The following is a 19,264-nucleotide window of genomic DNA, read 5'->3' on the forward strand; positions in this document are numbered from 1 at the left end:
CGGGAGTCAAGCATTCTCTTCGGGGGAGCGTCTCTTGGATATCAGCTCCATTTGGCGCCGCATCGGAACGTAAATCAAAAGCGCAAACAAAAACTGCACGAAAACATCCGGAATAATGTGGTTCATCAGCGCCCAGGTGTACGGCTCGTGCGTAAGCTCAAACAAAGAATAGGTTCCGAACAGAATCGAGTCGAGCAAAACGCTACCGAGCAGGACGATGATCATCATCAGCGGAAGGGGCGCCCGCTGCGACCGGGACAACAATCCCATCAAATAGCAGGTTAACCCCATGGCAAAGGAATAAGGGCCGATCATGGCTCCGTAAAACACGATGTCCTGCAGCAATCCGAAAGAAAGTCCAAGCAAAAGTCCCATATGCCGGTCGTGATACACCGAGAAAAACAAGATGCCTACAAATACCAGATGCGGGATCACCCTCGTCTGCCAACCCGGCGGAATCAGCCATGGAACGATCGATCCTTCAAGAATAAACAGGACAAAAAGCAGCAGAATCAGAATGAACTTTCGTTTTCTCACTGCTCCTCACCATCCGGTACGAACACGACAAACAATTCCTTCCAGTCCGTAAAGTTGGCCGCCGGTTCAATCGAAGCCGTATAAGTAAGTCCGTACTCTCCAACCGCAATGTCCTTCACCTTGCCGACCACAATGCCGCGGGGGAATGTACCGCCGATGCCTGACGAAACGACCACATCCCCTTCCTTGATCGGCTTGGGATCTTGAACCCGGCTCATCAGGAACATGTTCTTGTTCTTATCGAACGTTTCAATCATCCCGAACACGTCGTTCTCCTTGCCCTGTACCGTAACGGCGATTCCGTTCGAGTTCGGATCCTTGGCGTCCATGGAGGTAGCAAGCTTGACCGTCGAAGTAAAGTTGCTGACATGGCTTACCACACCGACCAGTCCTTTATCCGAAGCTACGGCCATGCCTTCTTTTACGCCTTCGCGCGCGCCGATGTTCACAACGATCGTCCGGTTCACCGGATCATCGTTAACGCTGACAACTTGGGCGATTTTCCAAGTATAATCGTACTGTTCTTTCTGCGCATTCGTGAAGTCGAGTTCCTTCTGCAGGCGTTTATTCTCCTGGTCGATCCAGTTGTACGTGGCCTTATCCCGCGTGTAATGGGCAAGCGCAATTTTAAGCTGCTCGTTTTCTTCCTCCAGCGCACGCAGGTTTGAGATATCCTCAAACAAGCCCGCTACATAGCTAGCGGGCTTGTAAAACACGTACTGCACGAAGCCGACGGTGTCTTTCACGAACTTCTCCGGCCACGACAAGGCGTTTCTCGGGCCTAATGTAAATCCCATGACCGCAATAAATAAAATGAGTCCCATCAATAAAACGAATAATCTTTTGTTGCCAAGCAGCTTAAACAGTTTAAGCACCCTCCAACCTACCATTTTTCTATGAGTAAAACGGCTCGGCCGCCCACAAGGTTACAAAGGCGGCGCCGTTTTATCTATGGAGTGTCTTCTAGCATGCGAGCTTAACGTTGTCTGGCCCGAAAAGCCGAACTGCTCTTCGATTTAAACAAGTGAATGTTGTCGAGCGCTCTGCCGGTACCGATCGCAACGCAATCCAGCGGATTCTCCGCGACGATGACAGGCATGCCCGTCTCGCTAGCCAGCAGTTTGTCCAGATTACGCAGGAGCGCCCCTCCTCCGGTAAGAACGATCCCCCGGTCCATAATGTCGGCGGCAAGCTCCGGCGGACATTTCTCAAGGGTGACTTTGACGGCATCAACAATCGCGCCCACCGTATCGCTGAGCGCATCGGAAATTTCATCCGAGGTGATGGTGATCGTCTTAGGCAGGCCGCTCACGAGATCACGCCCGCGGATTTCCATCGTTTCCACCTGTTCCAAGGCCAGGGCGGAACCGATGTCCATCTTCATTTGCTCAGCGGTTCTTTCCCCAATCATCAAATTATATTGCCGTTTGATGTATTGGATGATCGCTTCATCCATTTCATCGCCGGCAACGCGGACGGATTTGCTGGTAACGATGCCGCCAAGCGAAATAACCGCGACTTCGGTTGTGCCGCCGCCGATATCCACAACCATGCTGCCCGTAGGTTCCCAGACAGGCAGATCGGCTCCGATCGCCGCGGCAAAAGGTTCTTCAATCGTGTAGGCTTCGCGTGCGCCGGCTTGCTTCGTAGCGTCCTCAACCGCGCGCTGTTCAACAGCAGTAATTCCCGAAGGAACGCAGACCATAACGTTAGGATGGCGTTGAAACAGCGAGCGTTGTTTCTGCGCCTGACTGATAAAGTATTTAATCATCGTAGCCGTCGTATCGAAATCGGCGATAACTCCATCTTTCATCGGACGAATCGCACGAATGTTGCCTGGGGTTCTGCCGATCATTTTCTTGGCGGACTCGCCAACAGCGACAATGTTTTTGGTATCGGTATGAATCGCAACTACCGACGGTTCTCTCACAATAATTCCTTTACCGCGCGTATAAACCAGCGTATTCGCTGTCCCTAAATCAATACCCAAATCTTTTGTAAAGCCACCTAACATGATGTTATCTTCCTTTCCTTCTGTATCTAATCAATTATATTACATCAAGCCCTGCTCCTTCAAACTGACGAATTTCCCGTCTCCGATCACGACGTGGTCCAGTACGTCGATTCCTACGATTTCCCCCGCCTGGCACAGTCTTTTGGTCATTCGGATGTCTTCCGCGCTTGGCGTCGGATCTCCGCTTGGATGATTGTGCGCACAGACGACGGACGCGCTGCTGCATTTGATTGCGGCGCGGAACACCTCGCGCGGATGAACGATAGAAGCGTTCAGGCTTCCGATAGAAAGCGTCTCCTGAGCAATGATATGATTTTTCGTATTCAAAAAAAGGCAAACAAAATGCTCTTTCTGCAAGTAGCGAAGCTGTTCCATGAGATGGTCTGCCGCATCCTTCGGACTGCGAATCACCATCGTTTCCGGCAGTTTGGTTCTGGCCAGCCGCTGCCCAAGTTCAATTCCCGCCTTGAGCTGAATCGCCTTGGCCGGTCCGATTCCCTTCAGTTTCAGCATCTCTTCCACGCTTAAATCCACCAGGCCGCGAAGGCCGCCGATTCCGGCTAGCATACGCTGCGCCATATGAACCGCAGATTCGTGACGCGTTCCCGTGCGAAGCAGTATCGCAAGAAGTTCCGCATGGCTGAGCGCTCCGGCTCCGTATTGGATCATCCGCTCGCGCGGCCGTTCCTCCGTAGGAAGATCCCTTAGCATATAGGGTGTAGATTGCATAAATATCCCTCGCCTCCGAATGTTTTGGCAAAGCCTCAAGCTTGAGCAAGACTTCGTCGTCCAATCATCGGAAGGATATGCTTTATCACTTCCACTTTCAGATAAGAACACTACAATACGCGAATGCCGAACTCCGACAGCATCTCGACCAGAAGAGACAGCGGTAAACCCACAACGTTAAAGTAGCACCCTTCAATCCCGGTCACGATCGTAGCGCCAAGGCCCTGAATCGCATAGGCCCCCGCCTTGTCCAATCCTTCGCCGCTGTTCGCGTAAGCCGCAACCTCTTCGGGCGACAAAGGCCTCATCGTAACCAGGGTAGAGCGAAAATCGATTTTTTGTTTCCCGGTAAAGCCGTCTATGCAAGCTACCCCGGTAAATACCTGATGGTTTCTGCCTTGCAGGGAGTTCAGCATTTCCGCCGCCTCCTGACGGTTCCTCGGTTTGCCAAGCACGACTCCGTCTCTTACCACAATCGTATCGCTTCCAACAATGACGACATCCCGTTTCGTGATATCCAAGCCGTGATAAACCGCCTCCGCTTTGCGCCCCGCCAGTTCCATCACAATTCGTTCCGGAGCCCATGTTTCTGGAGTTGTTTCGTCGGCATGGCTGGGAACGATATCAAACGGAATATTCAGGGATGCGAGAAGTTCGCGCCTGCGGGGAGAAGTCGAAGCAAGAATAATGCGGCGTACAGCTATGGAATCCAACAGCGGGACACTCCTTTTCTGACGAATTCAAGTCGTAAATGAGCCGTCATTTACAAGAAAAAACGGCTTCCAGCGCCTCTCTTTGGGCGGGCCCGTTTCTAAAACTGCGCGGAATCGACAACTTAACGCTGTCATCCTCGCCATTTTTTGACACTTTATTATTATACGGTTAAATCATTCCCAATACAAACACAAAAAAGGCGGGGGAAAGTATTTCCATTCCCCGCCTTTTCCAGTCATTCACTCGAGTTAATTGGATCGGTTGAATAGCATTTGTTCCGCCATGATAAACCGCATCGTCTCGTTTTGTACTTCCCAGAGCAGCGTTTTGGCTCCGCTTTTGTTGTATTCGGCCATTCCTTCCACGGCGCTGTTCATCGCTTTTTCCATCACGCCCGCCTCCGTCTCCTTATCCTGGGACCATTTGCCCCGGACGGCCGACGCACTCTCCGTCCACAGTTGGTGCTTTTGAATGATTTGCTGCATCTCGTCCGCTTTCTGCTCTTCCGGGACAGACCCGCTTAACAAGGAAGCGGATGACGAACTGAGCAGCCCTATAAGCTCGGCGCTTTGGGCCAAATAGCGCTCTAGAACGGCCGTATCCCCGTCAAATTGCAATGCGGCGGAAGCCGGCAGCGTGATTTCATGCAATATGAGGTGCACTCCCGCGGATTTTAGCTGGCCGCTAAGCAGCTTAGCCTGCTCCCGGTCCGTGGAAACCCCGGCGTATACGCGTTTTTCGTCCATCGAATCCCGCGCGGCCGCAACCCCGGAGGCTTGCAGCTCTTCCTGGGCCAATTGAACCCCCTGGGACGTGCTGAAAACACCGTATTGCAGAAAATAGTACGTTTGCTCCGGAAGAGCCAGATTGACTACCGGGATGTTTTTTTCGGGAGCATCTTCGTCCGTGGTTATCCCCTCAATCGGTCCCATGACGGAAACGTCGGCGGTTTCTTCCGAGGCAATCTTGTCGGAGGAGCCAAATCCCGGAATCGGGACGGTGACCTCCTGATTAAATATCGAAAGCACCACGAATCCGAACAGCACTCCCGTCAGGATAGCCCCGGTCAATGAGCCGGCCACCTTCCACCCGGAATTTTTCCGTGGCCGGGTCGGATATTCCTGGTAATCTTGAAGATAGCTGCTCCTGTGGTCCTCAAGTACCGGGCCGAGCGCATGATCTTCATCCGGGCGTTCGTCGTACCAATAGTTTTGCGGATATTCTTCGAACTCCCTGCGTTCACCTTGTGTTTCAAGCCTTGTTTGTCCATCCGGAAAAACGGCTACCCCCATGCCCATGTGATTCGTAAACGGATCTCCCCACTCTTCCGGCGCCTCCACCGCCCTGTAGGCGATTGGTTCCACGGGCACAAGCTCCGGCACTCCCCGTGTGTCCTCCACTTTTTGCGGGAATTCGACAATGCGAGTTTCCGGCATTCTTCGCGGCTCATCTCTGCCTGCCGCTGGGCTATCAGGCTGATCCGGCCGAATTTCCCGCCCTTGACCATCAAACCGGAATGTCATTTTGGCTTTGTTCACGGTCCGCACGCTCCTTGTCCATTCTTCTAACATACCATATGAACTTTGAGAGCTTTATATGCCATTTGCCGAGCGGGTTTGTCTTTCATTTTGGGCCGGTTTTGTTCCAAACGTAAAGAAAGAATGCTCCGAAGAGCATTCTTTGCGCCAGCTAGTATTCAGATAAGCCGACCCGGTTACTTCGATAATCCCTTGGCCAGTTCGTATCCTACTTTATAAATATCTCCGGCACCCATGGTAAGCACCAGATCGCCAGGCTGAATCCGTCCCTGCAAATCGGACAGCACATCCTGTTTCGTGGACAAATAACGCGCTCCGGCATTGCTGTTTTCCTTGATCAAGTCAACCAGCTTTGAGGAGTGAACGCCTTCGATCGCTTTTTCTCCGGCCGGCGAGTAAATATCGGTGATAATCACTTCGTCCGCGTCGCCAAACGCCCGGCTGAAAGCATCCAGCAGGAAGAAAGTCCGCGTATAACGCTGTGGCTGGAATACAGCAATGATCCGCTTACCGGTTGCTTTTGCGGCAGCAATCGTCGCCTGAATCTCCGTTGGATGATGCGCGTAATCATCGATGACCAGAATGCCGTCCGTTTCACCAAGGACCTGAAAACGCCGCTTGGCCCCGTGAAATTGATGGATCGCTCCGGCAATTGCCTCAAACGGAATCCCCGCCTCCAGGCATACGATAACGGTTGCCATAGCGTTATAAAGATTATGCCTGCCTGGCACGGACAACTCGATGGTTCCTAGCATTCGCTCGCCGTGGTTCATAGTAAACGAAACGCAGCGGTCGCCAAGCTCGATATCGCTGGCCGAATAGTCACATACCGTTTCGATGCCGTACGTGATGGTCCGGCTGTTCAGTTTGGGCAAAAGTTCACGAATGTTAGCGTCGTCTCCACAGATGACCGCTTTCCCGTCAGGCTTGATTTGGTTCAGGAATTGAACGTAAGCTTCCTTAAGCCGCCCGAAATCGCCGCCGTAATTTTCAAGATGATCGGCTTCGATATTCGTGACGACACCTAGCGAAGGGTGGTACTGCAGGAAGGAGCCGTCGCTCTCGTCGGCTTCCGCTACTACGAATCTGCCCTGGCCCGCTTTGGCATTGGTTCCAACATCCATGATTTCTCCGCCGATAATGTACGTCGGATCGGTTCCGCACTGTTCCATGACCAGCGCGATCATGGAAGACGTCGTCGTTTTTCCGTGCGCACCGGCAACCGCTACGCCGGTCCGCTCATTCAGCAAACGAGCCAGCATTTGCGAACGGTGCAGAATCGGAATGCCCTGCTCCTGCGCTTCAATGCGTTCCACGTTGTCTTGCGGCAGCGCGGTGGAGTATACGACCAAGTCAGCCCCATGGACTTGCTCCGCCGTATGACCGATATAAATTTTCGCCCCTTTGGCGGCGAGTTTCTCCGTAAGCTCTTGGGCAGCGACGTCCGATCCTGTCACCGTGTAGCCCATCTCCAGCATAACGCGGGCTATGGCACTCATGCCATAACCGCCGATGCCGATAAAATGTACGTGTTGTTCCGTTGTATTTAACAAAATGGTCACCAGCCTTTTTCAGAATCGGTTTGATGCAAAAGGGTTGCCCGCACATCCGAAATCATATACAGCGTGCCCGTCACCACCCCAAGATCTTCCCGTTCCGTCCGTGACTCCAAAAGCGAAAGGGCCTTTCTCCAGTCACGTTCTACGATGATTTCCAAATCCGCTTTCGCTTCCGTCCCCTTAAGTTCCGTCACGAGATCGTATAACGCCTCGGCATCCATTTTCCTGCGAAAATCGGGCTCGGTCAGAATAAGCGTATCCACTATTGGTAATATATGCTTTAAGTAGCCACGATGATGCTTATTGGCCAGCATCCCCATCATCAAATGCAGCTTGCGGTAACGGTAGACTTCAGGCAGGCTTTTCGCCAGTACTTCAGCCCCTTCCGGATTATGGGCGCCGTCCAGCACAATGCGCGGTTCGTCGCTCACCTGCTCCAAGCGTCCCGCCCAAAACGTATCGCGGAATCCTTTCAGCAGCGGTTCGTCCTCCAGAATGAAAGCCATATACTGTCTTAGTATTTCCAAAACCATCATAACGCCGGCGGCATTTTTACATTGATGTTCTCCCTGCAGACCGATCGTGAGATCAATCTCCCGAAATGGTCCGCGAAACCGGAGCATTTGCTCTTTTTCACCGAGCTGCTGCCGACCGAAAGAGAAGTTCTCCTCCATCAAGTACAAGGCCGAATGCTTCGCCGCTGCCGTTTCCTTCATGACAGCGACGGCTTCCGGCTGCTCCACGCAGCTGACGACCGGAACTCCCGGCTTAATAATTCCGGCTTTTTCGCGGGCGATTAATTCAATGGTGTCCCCAAGCACGTCCGTATGATCATATCCTATATTTGTAATTAATGATACGATAGGCGTCACAATGTTGGTAACATCCATCCTGCCCCCAAGACCGGTCTCCCATACCACGACATCGGGATAGCAAACTTCCGCAAAATACAAAATGGCAATCGCCGTGCTGACCTCGAACATCGTCGGCGATCCCTGTTCGGTTCCGGCAATTTCCCGCACGAGCGGAAGCACCCGGTTGGACAATTCCAGCAACGTCCGTTCAGGGATATCCGCACCGTTAAATTGAAACCGGTTGGTGAATTTGGTGATATACGGAGACGTAAACGTCCCCACCTGATAACCGCATGCCATCAGCGTACTGGTCAAAAAAGCGCAGGATGAACCTTTTCCGTTCGTTCCTGCCACATGGATGAACTTAAGCCTCCGCTCCGGATGCCCAAGCCGCTCCATCATGAGCTCGATCCGTTCCAGCCCCGGGCGGATTCCGAATGGAATCAGCCCATTAATCCAATCTACCGCTTCAGCATAACTTCCGATCTGCAGCGGTTGTATTTCTTCGTCGGTTTGATCCCCCATGCTAGTCACCTTCATCTATTTTGGTTTGCTTAGCCTTTCAATTCTTCGATCCGGGCCAGCACTTTATCGCGTTTTTCGCTATAGTCCGCCATTTTGGCGCGTTCTTCCTCGATCACCTTCGCCGGCGCTTTTGCAACAAAACCCTCGTTGGCGAGCTTTTTCTCCACGCGCTCCACTTCATTATTCAGGTTATCGAACTCCTTGTTCAAACGTTCGATTTCCTGCGCGATGTCGATAAGGCCGGAGAGCGGCAAATAAAGTTCGGCTCCGGTCACGACCGCGGTCATGGCTTTATCCGGCACGGCGGCCGATAATGAAGCCTCATATTCCGAGGTGTTGCAGAAGCGGCGAATATAATGCTCGTTGCGGCCAAGAATGTCCAGCAATTCTTCGCTGCCCGGTTTGACAAGCAGTTCGATCTTTTTGCTCATCGGCACGTTGACTTCGGCGCGAATGTTGCGGACCGAACGGATAATGTCGATCAAGAGACTCATTTCCTGAACGGCATCCGGTGCTTCCAGCGCCGGATCGTATTTCGGCCATTCCGCTAAGGTGACCGTTTCGCCACGATGCGGCAAATGCTGCCATATTTCCTCGGAAATAAACGGCATGAACGGGTGAATCAAACGCAGCGTACGGTCAAGCACAAAGCTAAGCACGGATTGGGTTTTCCGTTTCGCCCCGGCGTCTTCCCCGTAGAACGACAGCTTCGCGAATTCGATGTACCAGTCGCAAAGGTCATCCCAAATAAAGTTATACAGCACCCGGCCGGTCTCGCCGAATTCATAAGCATCGATCAAACGGGTAACTTCCTTGGCCGTTTCATTGAACCGGTGCAAAATCCAGCGGTCCGAGGTGGACAAGTCTCCGCTGATATCGATATCCTCGTAAGTTACGCCTTCCAGATTCATAAGCGCAAAGCGCGATGCGTTCCAGATCTTGTTGGCGAAGTTCCGGGCCTGCTCGACGCGTTCCCAACGGAAACGCAAATCCTGCCCCGGGGTGCTGCTGGTTGAAATCATATATCGCATGGCGTCCGCGCCATATTTATCGATAACTTCAAGCGGATCGACACCGTTGCCGAGCGATTTGGACATTTTCCGTCCTTCGCTGTCACGCACAAGACCATGCATGAGAACGTCCTTAAACGGAATTTTGTCCGTAAATTCAAGCGACGTAAAGATCATCCGGGCAACCCAGAAATAAATGATGTCGTAGCCGGTTACCAGCACGTCTGTCGGGAAAAAGCGCTTGAAATCTTCGCTGTCCGTATTCGGCCAGCCCAGCGTGGAAAACGGCCAGAGCGCGGAGCTGAACCAGGTATCGAGCACATCCTCGTCCTGCTTCAAATCGTCACGGCCCAGTTTGGCGCGGGCTTCCTCTTCGCTGCGGGCAACAACCATTTCACCGGTTGCTTCGCAGTACCACGCCGGAATGCGGTGTCCCCACCACAATTGGCGAGATATACACCAGTCACGGACATTTTCGATCCATTGCAAGTAGGTTTTATCGAAACGATCGGGAACAAAGTTAACGCCTTTGCCGGATTTTTGCGCTTCGATCGCCACTTCGGCCAATGGCTTCATCTTCACGAACCACTGCGTGGACAAATACGGTTCTACGACAACGCCCGTACGTTCGCTATGTCCGACTTGATGCACATGATCTTCGATTCTGATCAAAACGCCCATATCCTGCAAATCCTTAACGATTTGCTTACGGCATTCGCTGCGGTCAAGTCCTTGGTACTTGCCGGCGGCGGCATTCATCGTGCCGGTTTCGTCCATAACGGTGATTTGCGGCAAATCATGGCGAAGCCCAACCTCGAAGTCGTTCGGATCATGCGCCGGGGTAATTTTAACCGCGCCGCTGCCGAACTCTTTCTCGACGTATTCATCGGCGATGATCGGAATTTCGCGGTTCACGATCGGCAGCAGCAGCGTCTTGCCGATGAGATGGCCGTAGCGCTCGTCTTTCGGATGAACCGCCACCGCGGTATCGCCGAGCATCGTTTCCGGACGGGTGGTCGCAACCGTAATCGAGCCGCTTCCGTCGGTCAGAGGATACTGCAGGTGATACAGATGACCGTTAACCTCTTTATACTCAACTTCAATATCGGATAACGCCGTACGTGCCGCCGGATCCCAGTTGATGATATATTTGCCCCGGTAGATCAGGCCTTTTTCATAGAGTTTGACGAATACCTCGCGGACCGCTTGCGAGAGCCCTTCGTCAAGCGTAAAACGCTCACGGGAAAAGTCGAGCGAGAAGCCCATTTTCGCCCATTGCTCGTGAATCGTTTCGGCATACTGGTCTTTCCATGCCCACACCTGCTCCAGGAACTTTTCGCGGCCGAGATCGTAGCGCGTAATTCCTTGTTCGCGAAGTTTTTGCTCCACCTTGGTTTGGGTAGCGATGCCCGCATGGTCAGAACCGGGAAGCCATAAAGCGTCAAAACCCTGCATCCGCTTGGTCCGGATCAGGATATCCTGCAGCGTAAAGTCCAAAGCGTGGCCGATATGAAGCATGCCGGTAACGTTTGGCGGCGGAATAACGATCGTAAAAGGTTTGGCTTCCGGTCTTTGACCGGCTTTGAAAAACTCGTTCTCCATCCAGTAGCTGTACCATTTCTGTTCAGCCGCTTTCGGATCATACGTGGTTGGCATTTCTGCCATGGACTGCTGACCTTGGTTTTCTGTCATATATTCGACCTCCATCACAATTAAGCATAGCCTTGAGCAAGCAGCAGCATCCCTTAAGATTTGCGGCAAGGACTTCTTTCGCGTCCGCTCGGCCATGGTTTATCCACTCTTTAAGGCGGAAAACAGAAAAAGCCTCTCGTCGCAAAGGACGAAAGGCTTGCTTTCGCGGTACCACCTTTGTTTCGCAAGGCCCGGAATTCCCAAATCAAATCGGAAAAAGCACCGGCGGCACTCGCGACACTCATGCAAATAACGGCTGCGGCCGGCCTGTTCTAACAATGGCGTTTCAACTGCTCAAACAGGCAACTCCCGGGCGACTTCGGCCAGTTCATCATCCTACGGAATCTTCCAGCGATTCAATCCCGCTCTCTGAAGGGTTCACTGCCTACTCTTCCCATTCGACGTTGATTGTCAAGTCATTTCTTGTTTATCTGTATTATCATATCCCGAATGCGCGCAGGAGTCAATATTTGACACAAAAACGGGCGGCAGGGCCTATAAACACCCGCAAAACAAAAAACTGCGCGAAATCATGCATCGCGCAGTTTTAATAAAGCGTGTCGGCCATGCCGGCGATTATGGAAGGTACAAAACTTGACCTTCCGCCAGATGATGCTCGGAGAGGCGGTTATAAAGCTGCAATTCCCGCGAACTCAAATGATAGCGCTGAGCGATATCATCCAGCGTTTCCTCGCGCTGAACGATAACCAGCCTTACTGTGCGGAACGGGGTTTGTTCCTCCGAATTGCCGATAAACAGGTTCTTCCAGCGCAGCTCTTCGCCGTCGCCCAAGTCGGAGGAAGCTTCGGCAGAAGAGTAGGAGGCCTCGAAGGTTTGCTCGGGCTCGCCCGGAGACCGGTGAGAAATCAGCTTCTTTAATCCGAAAAATTCGCCCGATTCGCTTTCGCTTTTCTTTTTGCTGCCAAGCGCGATTTTAAGCTCCTTTTTCTCTTCCGGCTGCGCCGCTTTCGGAGCCTCCGATTCCCCGGCAACTTCTTCGTTTGCTTCCTCATTGGGTTCGGCTTCGATTTCCGTGCCTTCGACTTCTTCGTTCGCTGTTTCCGTCTCGGCTTCAAAGCCCGGATTTTCCGTTATTGGATGCGCCTCTTCCGCCACCGCTTCCTTAATGCGCTCCTCAATATACTCAGGCTGAGGCTGCGCTTCCGCGAAGGGACGAATTTCCCCTTGAAACCAGACGTTTCCCTCCGGCTCTTGCGCAGGATGAAATTCCTGAATCCCGTAGTGGTTTTCCTGCGGAGCGGATTCCTTGTCCGCCCATAACTTAGGCGTTTGATAAGCGGAATAATCCTCCGTCCATGATAGAACTTCTTCCGGCTCGTCCGCACTCCGCTCTTGCTCCGGCTGTTCTCCGGAGAATGTCTGCCATTCGGCAATACTTTCCGCCGGGAACGAATAAGGCGTTTGGGATTCACCCGCGAAGGCGGCGTCTTCGGTCGTTTCCTCCAAAGCCTCTTCGGCCCGGATGTCCGGCACCACATGCGCCGTCGTAAACTCCCGGTCTTTCCACTCATCCGTTTCGGCCAACAGAGAAGAGGTTTCAACCCCTTGGAGCGACAGCACCCCCGTGATGTTGAGGCTGCGGCTGCTCAGCAAATCCACGTCGAAATTCTCGATTTCCACCGTAATATCTTCCAGTTTGTTCACCCGGCTGAGCGGAATCGTAATTTCGACCGGAATCCAATGCTCCAGTTCGCGGGTTTCCCCGTCCCCCCGGTACAGTCCCGATAACAGTAAATGACCGCGCAGCGCGGCATATTCATCTCCGGGCACCACCTGGATTTTCGGGTAGAGCTCGATTTCCTCCAGTTCCTCGATACCGATCACTTCTTCCGATAAATGAACGCGTTCATAAATATCGAATCGAAGACCATAGGATTGATCAACCAAATGCATTACCTCCCTTCAGCATATCGAAAAAACATGATTCAGCATCCATGATCCAATGACCCAAATCATCACTCGTTTTATCTATATGCTTAAAAAAGAGGCACATGCCTGCTTTTTCCCCGAAACGGCGGCGAATCCCCCAGCTACAGAAGTTTGTCCCTGAGATTTTCCCATGCGGTCGGCCAAGGATCAGAAACCTGGACGGCATCGCTTGTCAGCGGATGGGGAAAAGCAAGGCTTTCTCCATGAAGCGCCTGATAGTGGAGCAGCCTGGTGCTGCCTCCATACAACGCGTCTCCGATTAGGGGATGATCGGCATGGCTCATATGTACACGGATTTGGTGGGTTCGCCCCGTTTCCAAGGTCAAACGTACCAAAGAAGCTTGTCCGTTAGGAAAAGTCTCCAGCAGTTCGACATGGGTGACCGCCGGCTTGCCGGACGATGTAACCCGGCGCCGTTGATTATGATGCCGGTCCCGGCCGATCGGCTGATCGATCCTGATCAACTCGGAACCGACAATCCCCTGGACAAAAGCAACGTATGTGCGCCCGATTTCCTTGCGGCTCATCGCCTCGTCCAGCTTAAGCTGAGCGTATTCGTTTTTGGCATACAGCACCGGCCCGGACGTGTTTTCGTCGAGACGGTGGATATGCGCGGGAGCAACCGGTTCACCACGCAGGGAATACAGCGCGGAAACCATGTTGGCCAGTGTAGCTTGGGACCCGCCAACGCCGTCCGGATGCACTTTGACGCCGGCGGGTTTATGGACAACGAGGCAAAAATCATCCTCGTATAAAATGGAAAGCTCCCGTTCATAGGGAGCGTATTGCGATGTTTTGGGCGGAAAGAGGTGCAGGCGAAGCCGGTCGCCGGCAAGCTTGATGCCGTTTTCCGCCAGAAGGCGGCGCAGCAGCTTGGAAGGGGCGCCCAGCGACCCTTCCAGCCAAGACACGGTGGCTTCGAGCCGGTCGCCGGTTTCCGTGCGGGACGGCTTTCCCGGCATGAGCTCAAGCCATTCCCCGCGCCGAACCGCGGATACCGAGGGGCTCACAGCTTTTGCAGCGCGAGGCGATGGGCCTCGATCGTCGCTTCGATATCCTCGTCCGTATGTACCCCTGAAACGAACATGCCTTCAAACTGCGACGGCGCCACGCTGATCCCTTCTTCCACCATCGCGGCGAAATACCGGCGGAACAGGTCGAGATCGCTGCTCTTGGCCGCCGCGTAATTGATGACGTTTTGTTCGGTAAAAAACGGGCAAACCATGGAGCCGACGCGGTTGATCGTACACGGGATCCCGCGCACTTCGGCATTTTTCGCAAAGCCGGCTTCGAGCTTCGCGGATAATCTCTCCAGGCGGTCATAAACCTCCGGAGTAAGCAGGGACAGCGTTGTAAAGCCGGCCACCATCGCCAGCGGATTGCCGCTCAGTGTACCCGCTTGATAAATCGGACCCGACGGAGCAATTTGCTCCATGATTTCCCTTTTCCCGCCATAGGCTCCAACCGGCAGCCCGCCCCCGATGACCTTACCCAGGCAGGTCAAATCCGGAGAAATGCCGAAGCGGCCCTGCGCGCAGTTCAGACCCACGCGGAAGCCGGTCATCACTTCGTCGAAAATCAAAACGCTGCCATATTGCGTCGTCAAACGGCGCAGGCCTTCGAGAAATCCCGGCAGTGGGGGCACAACCCCCATATTCCCGGCAACCGGCTCCACGATTACTCCGGCGATTTCTTCTCCGAAGCGTTCAAAAGCCAGTTCTACGGATTCCAGATCGTTATAGGGCACCGCAACCGTATTGGCGGCCACGCCTTCGGGAACACCCGGACTGTCCGGCAGGCCAAGGGTGGCCACGCCGGAGCCGGCCTTGATTAACAGGCTGTCGGCATGTCCGTGATAGGAACCTTCGAATTTCAGAATTTTGCTGCGCCCGGTGTACCCTCTCGCCAAACGAATAGCGCTCATGGTCGCCTCCGTTCCGGAATTCACCATCCGCACAATGTCGATCGACGGCACGCGCTCAACGACCAGCTTGGCCATTTCCGTTTCCAGTAAGGTCGGAGCGCCAAAGCTTGTCCCTTTGGCCGCGACCTCCTGCAGCGCTTTGACAACCTCCGGGTGGGCATGCCCCATAATCAGCGGCCCCCAAGAGCATACATAATCAATGAAGTTGTTTCCGTCGATATCATAAACCCGGGAGCCCACCCCATGATCGATGTACATCGGTGTCATACCAACGGATTTGAATGCCCGAACGGGGCTGTTCACTCCGCCCGGCAGCACTTTTTTCGCTTCCTCAAAAGCCTGCCGCGACCGTTCTTCACTGCGGCGTCCTATCGTTTCATTCATTTCGAGAGTCACTCCTCGCCGAATTAGTCTTTATTTCCCTTCGCGCAGCCAGCGCGCCATATCCTTGGCAAAATAAGTGATGATAATGTCCGCGCCGGCGCGTTTCATCCCGAGCAGCATTTCCGTTACGATTGCGCGTTCGTTGATCCAGCCCTGCCGCGCGGCAGCCTTCACCATCGAGTATTCGCCGCTGACGTTATAAGCGACGAGCGGTAGGTCAAACTGGTCTCGCAGCATACGAAGAACGTCCATATAAGCGAGAGCCGGCTTCACCATCAGCATATCCGCGCCTTCAAGCACGTCGGACTCGGCTTCTCTCAGCGCTTCGCGGGCGTTGGCCGGGTCCATCTGGTACGTCTTGCGATCGCCGAATTGCGGCGCGGAATCCGCCGCTTCCCGGAACGGACCGTAAAACGCGGAAGCGTATTTCACGGAATAGGACATGATCGGCACATGGCTGAAGCCCGATTCATCCAGACCGGACCGGATCGCCTGAACGAATCCGTCCATCATATTGGACGGGGCGATGATATCAGCACCCGCCCGGGCTTGGGAGACGGCTGTTTTGACGAGCAATTCCAGCGATTCGTCATTCATCACGTCGCCGCAGACATGGCCGTCCCGTTCAAACGTATGGACCATGCCACAGTGTCCGTGATCGGTAAATTCGCACAGGCAGGTATCCGCAACAACAAGCAGGTCGGGATACAGCGATTTGATTTTGCGCGTAGCCTCCTGTACGATGCCGTCCTCGGCGTAAGCGGAGGTTCCGACGCTGTCTTTCGTCTCCGGAATGCCGAACAGCAGCACCGCCGGAATGCCAAGCTCGGCAATTTCTTTCACTTCTTCCTCAAGCGTGTCCAGCGAAAAATGAAACACGCCGGGCATGGAGGAAATTTCGTTTTTCACGCCGCTGCCGTAAGTTACGAAGATCGGCTGAACAAAGTCATCCACGGTCAGAACCGTCTCCCGCACCATGCCGCGAATGGCGGCGGATTGCCGCAAGCGGCGATGTCTTACTATCGGAAAAGTCATAAGTATTGCCCTCCTGTGTTCATAATTAATTCGAGATTTTAGTTTATATAAGTTGAACCAAAGATTGAATACGTATAACGGCAGCCGTGTAAAATGTTCTTTCGATCGCTGTTGTTCCCGAATTTCTTTAATTGATTACATTCAAATGGAGTAGATATCCGGTCACAAAGGCGAACGCAAAGCATTTGCTTCCGATGCAGCTTTCTTTCAGAAAGCTTTTAGCTTCTGCCAGACCATTCCACACTCTTGCCAAGTTACTTTTTCATTGGTTCAACTTATATAGTTTTCGAAGTCGGTCATTTATTCCTTGGACGTTCGCGCTTTCCAAGCGCATAGCGCTTGCAGCAGACTGTCAATGGTCGCCGATTCCGCGAGAATCGACACCTTCAGTCCGGCCGCTTCGGCCGTCTGCGCCGTGATCGGTCCGATACAGGCGATCTCGACGCTCTCCAGCGCCTTCACGGGATCCGCGACACCCATCTTCTTTAAAGCAGCCAGCAGGTTGGTCACCGTTGAAGAGCTGGTAAACGTAACGGCGTGAATACCGCCTTCCTCCAGCAGCTTCAGCAGTTCGTCGTCCTCTTCTCCGGCGGGAACGGTGCTGTACATCACGGCTTCCGTCACGAGCAAGCCTTGTTCCCGCAACGTCTCCGGCAGCGAAGCCCGGGCAAGATCGCCCCGCGGCAGCAGCACCCGCTGCCCCGCCGTCATACGAGTGCTAAACGCGTCAATCAGCCCCGCGGCCTGGAACCGGGTCGGCAGGGCTTCCGCCGCGATCCCGTGCCGGCGCAGCGCTTCCGCGGTTGCCGGGCCTACCGCCGCGATCCGCGCCTTGAACAAGGAACGGATATCTTTTCCCAAACGCTCCAGGTGCCTGAAGAAATAATCCACGCCGTTTGTGCTGGTGAAAAACACCCAATCATAGGATTCCAAATGCCCCAGCGCCGCGTCTGTCAGGCTCAGTATTTCTTGATCCGGCGTCACGGTTTCAATTACCGGGAATTCATACGCTTCGCCGCCGAAGTCTTCGATTCCCCGGACAAGCTCGCTCCCCTGGGAACGGGAACGCGTAACAAGAATCCTCTTGCCGAATAAAGGCATCGTTTCGACCCATTTCAGCTGCTCGCGCTGCTTAACGACCTCGCCGACGATAATAACGGCCGGAGGCTCAAATCCCGCGGCAAGCACCTTTTGTTCGATATCCGCGAGCGTTCCGGTCAGCGTCTCCTGCTCGGCCCGGGTTCCCCAACGCACAAGCGCGATCGGGGTCTCGGGCGGCCTGCCGTGAGCGATCAGCTGCTTGCTGATATAGCCGATTTTGGCCACGCCCATCATAAATACCAGCGTTCCCGTAGCATTGGTCACCTTATCCCAGTGGATCGACACATCGAGCTTGTCCGTACTTTCATGTCCGGTTATAACGGAAAAAGACGAGGCCAAATCACGGTGAGTCACCGGAATGCCTGCATAGGCGGGCACCGAGATGGCTGCGGTGATTCCCGGCACGATTTCGTAGGATATCCCGTGCTTACGCAGCAATTCGGCTTCTTCGCCAACCCGCCCAAATACGGTAGGGTCGCCGCCTTTAAGACGCACCACGGTTTTCCCGGTCAAAGCCAGGTCGACCAGAAGTTGATTGATTTCCTCCTGCTTCATCGTGTGCCGGTCGGGCCGTTTTCCGACATAGATTTTTTCCGCGCCGGGTTTCATATATTTCAAAAGGCTTGGATTCGCCAGCCGGTCATATACGATAACATCGCCTTTTTCGATGCAGTCCACAGCCTTCAGCGTGATTAATCTCGCATCGCCGGGACCCGCGCCGACCAAATAAACTTTACCCGCCATGTTTCTCACTCCCGGCTTCCGACAAAATCGCGTTCGCCCCTTTGGCGATCAATTCGCCTGCGACGGCTTCCCCTAACCGAAACGCGTCTTGGCCGGTCAGGCTTTCTTTCAAGATGACGCCTCCATCCGGAGACCCCACCATTCCCGTTAAAATAATTTCCTTGAGTTCACCCGTGCCCGCACCGGTACTCAGCGTCGCGTAAGCCCCGATCGGCACCTGGCAGCCCCCGTTCAGCACGCCGAGGAATCGGCGTTCGGTCGCTACCGTGAGCGCGGTTTCCGGGTCATTATATATCGCCAATAACCTGCGCAGCTCCGCGTCGTCCTCCCGGCATTCGATGCCAAGCGCGCCTTGGCCGACGGCAGGCAGGCATACCTCGACCGGCAGGAACGAAGTGATCCGATCCTCCCAGCCCATCCGGTACAAACCGGCAGCCGCCAGAATAATGGCGTCAAAGCCTTCCGTTTCCAGCTTGCGCAGCCTGGAATCGATGTTTCCGCGGATCGGCTCCAGTACCAGATCGGGACGATAAGCGCGAAGCTGGCTGGAACGCCGCAAGCTGCTCGTGCCGACCTTGGCGCCTTTCGGCAGCTCATCCAGTGTCAATCCATCCCTCGAAACCAGCGCATCCCGGGGATCAACCCGTTTCGGAACGGCCCCGGTAAGCAAACCTTCCGGCAGCTCGGACGGCATATCCTTCATGCTATGTACCGCCAGATCGATTTCCCCGTCCAGCATGGCCTGCTCGATTTCCTTGACGAACAGTCCCTTGCCGCCGACCTTGGACAAGGTCACATCCAGAATCCGGTCGCCTTTTGTGACAATTTTCTTGATTTCAAAGTCAAACGGGATTCCATGCTCCTTCGCTAACGCCTTCAGCGCGTCAATGACCTGGCCGGTCTGGGTCAGCGCAAGCTGGCTTTGTCTTGTTCCTACCACGATGGTGCGCACCG

15 protein-coding genes and 1 other annotated feature are annotated in these 19,264 nt (G+C 53.9%); all 15 genes read right to left on the reverse strand.

All coding sequences use genetic code 11. The features are described from left to right. Positions 1-6: 6 nt before the first annotated feature. Positions 7-537, reverse strand: a complete 531-nt coding sequence (gene mreD, locus ACI48K_RS10835) for a rod shape-determining protein MreD (protein WP_475027615.1) — start codon at positions 535-537, stop codon at positions 7-9. After that, positions 534-1,412, reverse strand: a complete 879-nt coding sequence (gene mreC / locus ACI48K_RS10840) for a rod shape-determining protein MreC (RefSeq protein ID WP_475027616.1) — start codon at positions 1,410-1,412, stop codon at positions 534-536. The genes mreD and mreC overlap by 4 nt, the downstream gene beginning before the upstream one ends. 101 nt (positions 1,413-1,513) lie before the next feature. Beyond that, the gene (locus ACI48K_RS10845; RefSeq protein ID WP_475027617.1) at positions 1,514-2,551 is read right to left on the reverse strand and encodes a rod shape-determining protein; all 1,038 of its coding nucleotides are present in this window, start codon (positions 2,549-2,551) and stop codon (positions 1,514-1,516) included. A gap of 39 nt (positions 2,552-2,590) precedes the next feature. Beyond that, complete coding sequence (radC, locus tag ACI48K_RS10850; RefSeq protein ID WP_475027618.1) at positions 2,591-3,280, reverse strand: RadC family protein; 690 nt, start codon at positions 3,278-3,280, stop codon at positions 2,591-2,593. Between the two features lie 110 nt (positions 3,281-3,390). Continuing rightward, complete coding sequence (locus tag ACI48K_RS10855; RefSeq protein WP_475027619.1) at positions 3,391-3,993, reverse strand: Maf family protein; 603 nt, start codon at positions 3,991-3,993, stop codon at positions 3,391-3,393. Positions 3,994-4,242: 249 nt separating this feature from the next. Beyond that, positions 4,243-5,532 (reverse strand): SPOR domain-containing protein, encoded by a 1,290-nt coding sequence (locus tag ACI48K_RS10860; RefSeq protein WP_475027620.1) that lies wholly within the window; start codon positions 5,530-5,532, stop codon positions 4,243-4,245. Positions 5,533-5,708: 176 nt separating this feature from the next. Then, positions 5,709-7,031, reverse strand: a complete 1,323-nt coding sequence (gene murC / locus ACI48K_RS10865; protein ID WP_475027621.1) for a UDP-N-acetylmuramate--L-alanine ligase — start codon at positions 7,029-7,031, stop codon at positions 5,709-5,711. A 59-nt stretch (positions 7,032-7,090) separates the two neighbouring features. Further along, positions 7,091-8,470 (reverse strand): bifunctional folylpolyglutamate synthase/dihydrofolate synthase, encoded by a 1,380-nt coding sequence (locus ACI48K_RS10870; protein WP_475027622.1) that lies wholly within the window; start codon positions 8,468-8,470, stop codon positions 7,091-7,093. Positions 8,471-8,499: 29 nt separating this feature from the next. Further along, on the reverse strand, positions 8,500-11,172 hold the full coding sequence (locus tag ACI48K_RS10875; protein ID WP_475027623.1) for a valine--tRNA ligase: 2,673 nt from the start codon (positions 11,170-11,172) through the stop codon (positions 8,500-8,502). Between the two features lie 141 nt (positions 11,173-11,313). Continuing rightward, positions 11,314-11,583: a binding site (T-box leader), on the reverse strand. Positions 11,584-11,748: 165 nt separating this feature from the next. Next, complete coding sequence (locus tag ACI48K_RS10880; RefSeq protein ID WP_475027624.1) at positions 11,749-13,080, reverse strand: LysM peptidoglycan-binding domain-containing protein; 1,332 nt, start codon at positions 13,078-13,080, stop codon at positions 11,749-11,751. Positions 13,081-13,223: 143 nt separating this feature from the next. Continuing rightward, positions 13,224-14,084 carry an RluA family pseudouridine synthase gene (locus ACI48K_RS10885; protein WP_475027625.1) on the reverse strand — a complete coding sequence of 287 codons (861 nt, stop codon included), beginning with the start codon at positions 14,082-14,084 and terminating at the stop codon, positions 13,224-13,226. A gap of 44 nt (positions 14,085-14,128) precedes the next feature. Then, a complete protein-coding gene (hemL, locus tag ACI48K_RS10890; RefSeq protein ID WP_475027626.1) occupies positions 14,129-15,430 on the reverse strand; it encodes a glutamate-1-semialdehyde 2,1-aminomutase in 1,302 nt (433 codons plus the stop codon). A gap of 30 nt (positions 15,431-15,460) precedes the next feature. Continuing rightward, the gene (gene hemB / locus ACI48K_RS10895) at positions 15,461-16,465 is read right to left on the reverse strand and encodes a porphobilinogen synthase (RefSeq protein WP_475027627.1); all 1,005 of its coding nucleotides are present in this window, start codon (positions 16,463-16,465) and stop codon (positions 15,461-15,463) included. 300 nt (positions 16,466-16,765) lie between these two features. Next, positions 16,766-18,310 (reverse strand): uroporphyrinogen-III C-methyltransferase, encoded by a 1,545-nt coding sequence (gene cobA / locus ACI48K_RS10900; protein WP_475027628.1) that lies wholly within the window; start codon positions 18,308-18,310, stop codon positions 16,766-16,768. Beyond that, positions 18,300-19,262: a hydroxymethylbilane synthase gene (gene hemC / locus ACI48K_RS10905; RefSeq protein WP_475027775.1), complete on the reverse strand. Its 963-nt coding sequence runs from the start codon at positions 19,260-19,262 to the stop codon at positions 18,300-18,302. Before hemC ends, cobA begins: the two co-directional genes overlap by 11 nt. Between the last annotated feature and the right edge of the window lie 2 nt (positions 19,263-19,264).

Source organism: Paenibacillus terrisolis, assembly GCF_056171975.1.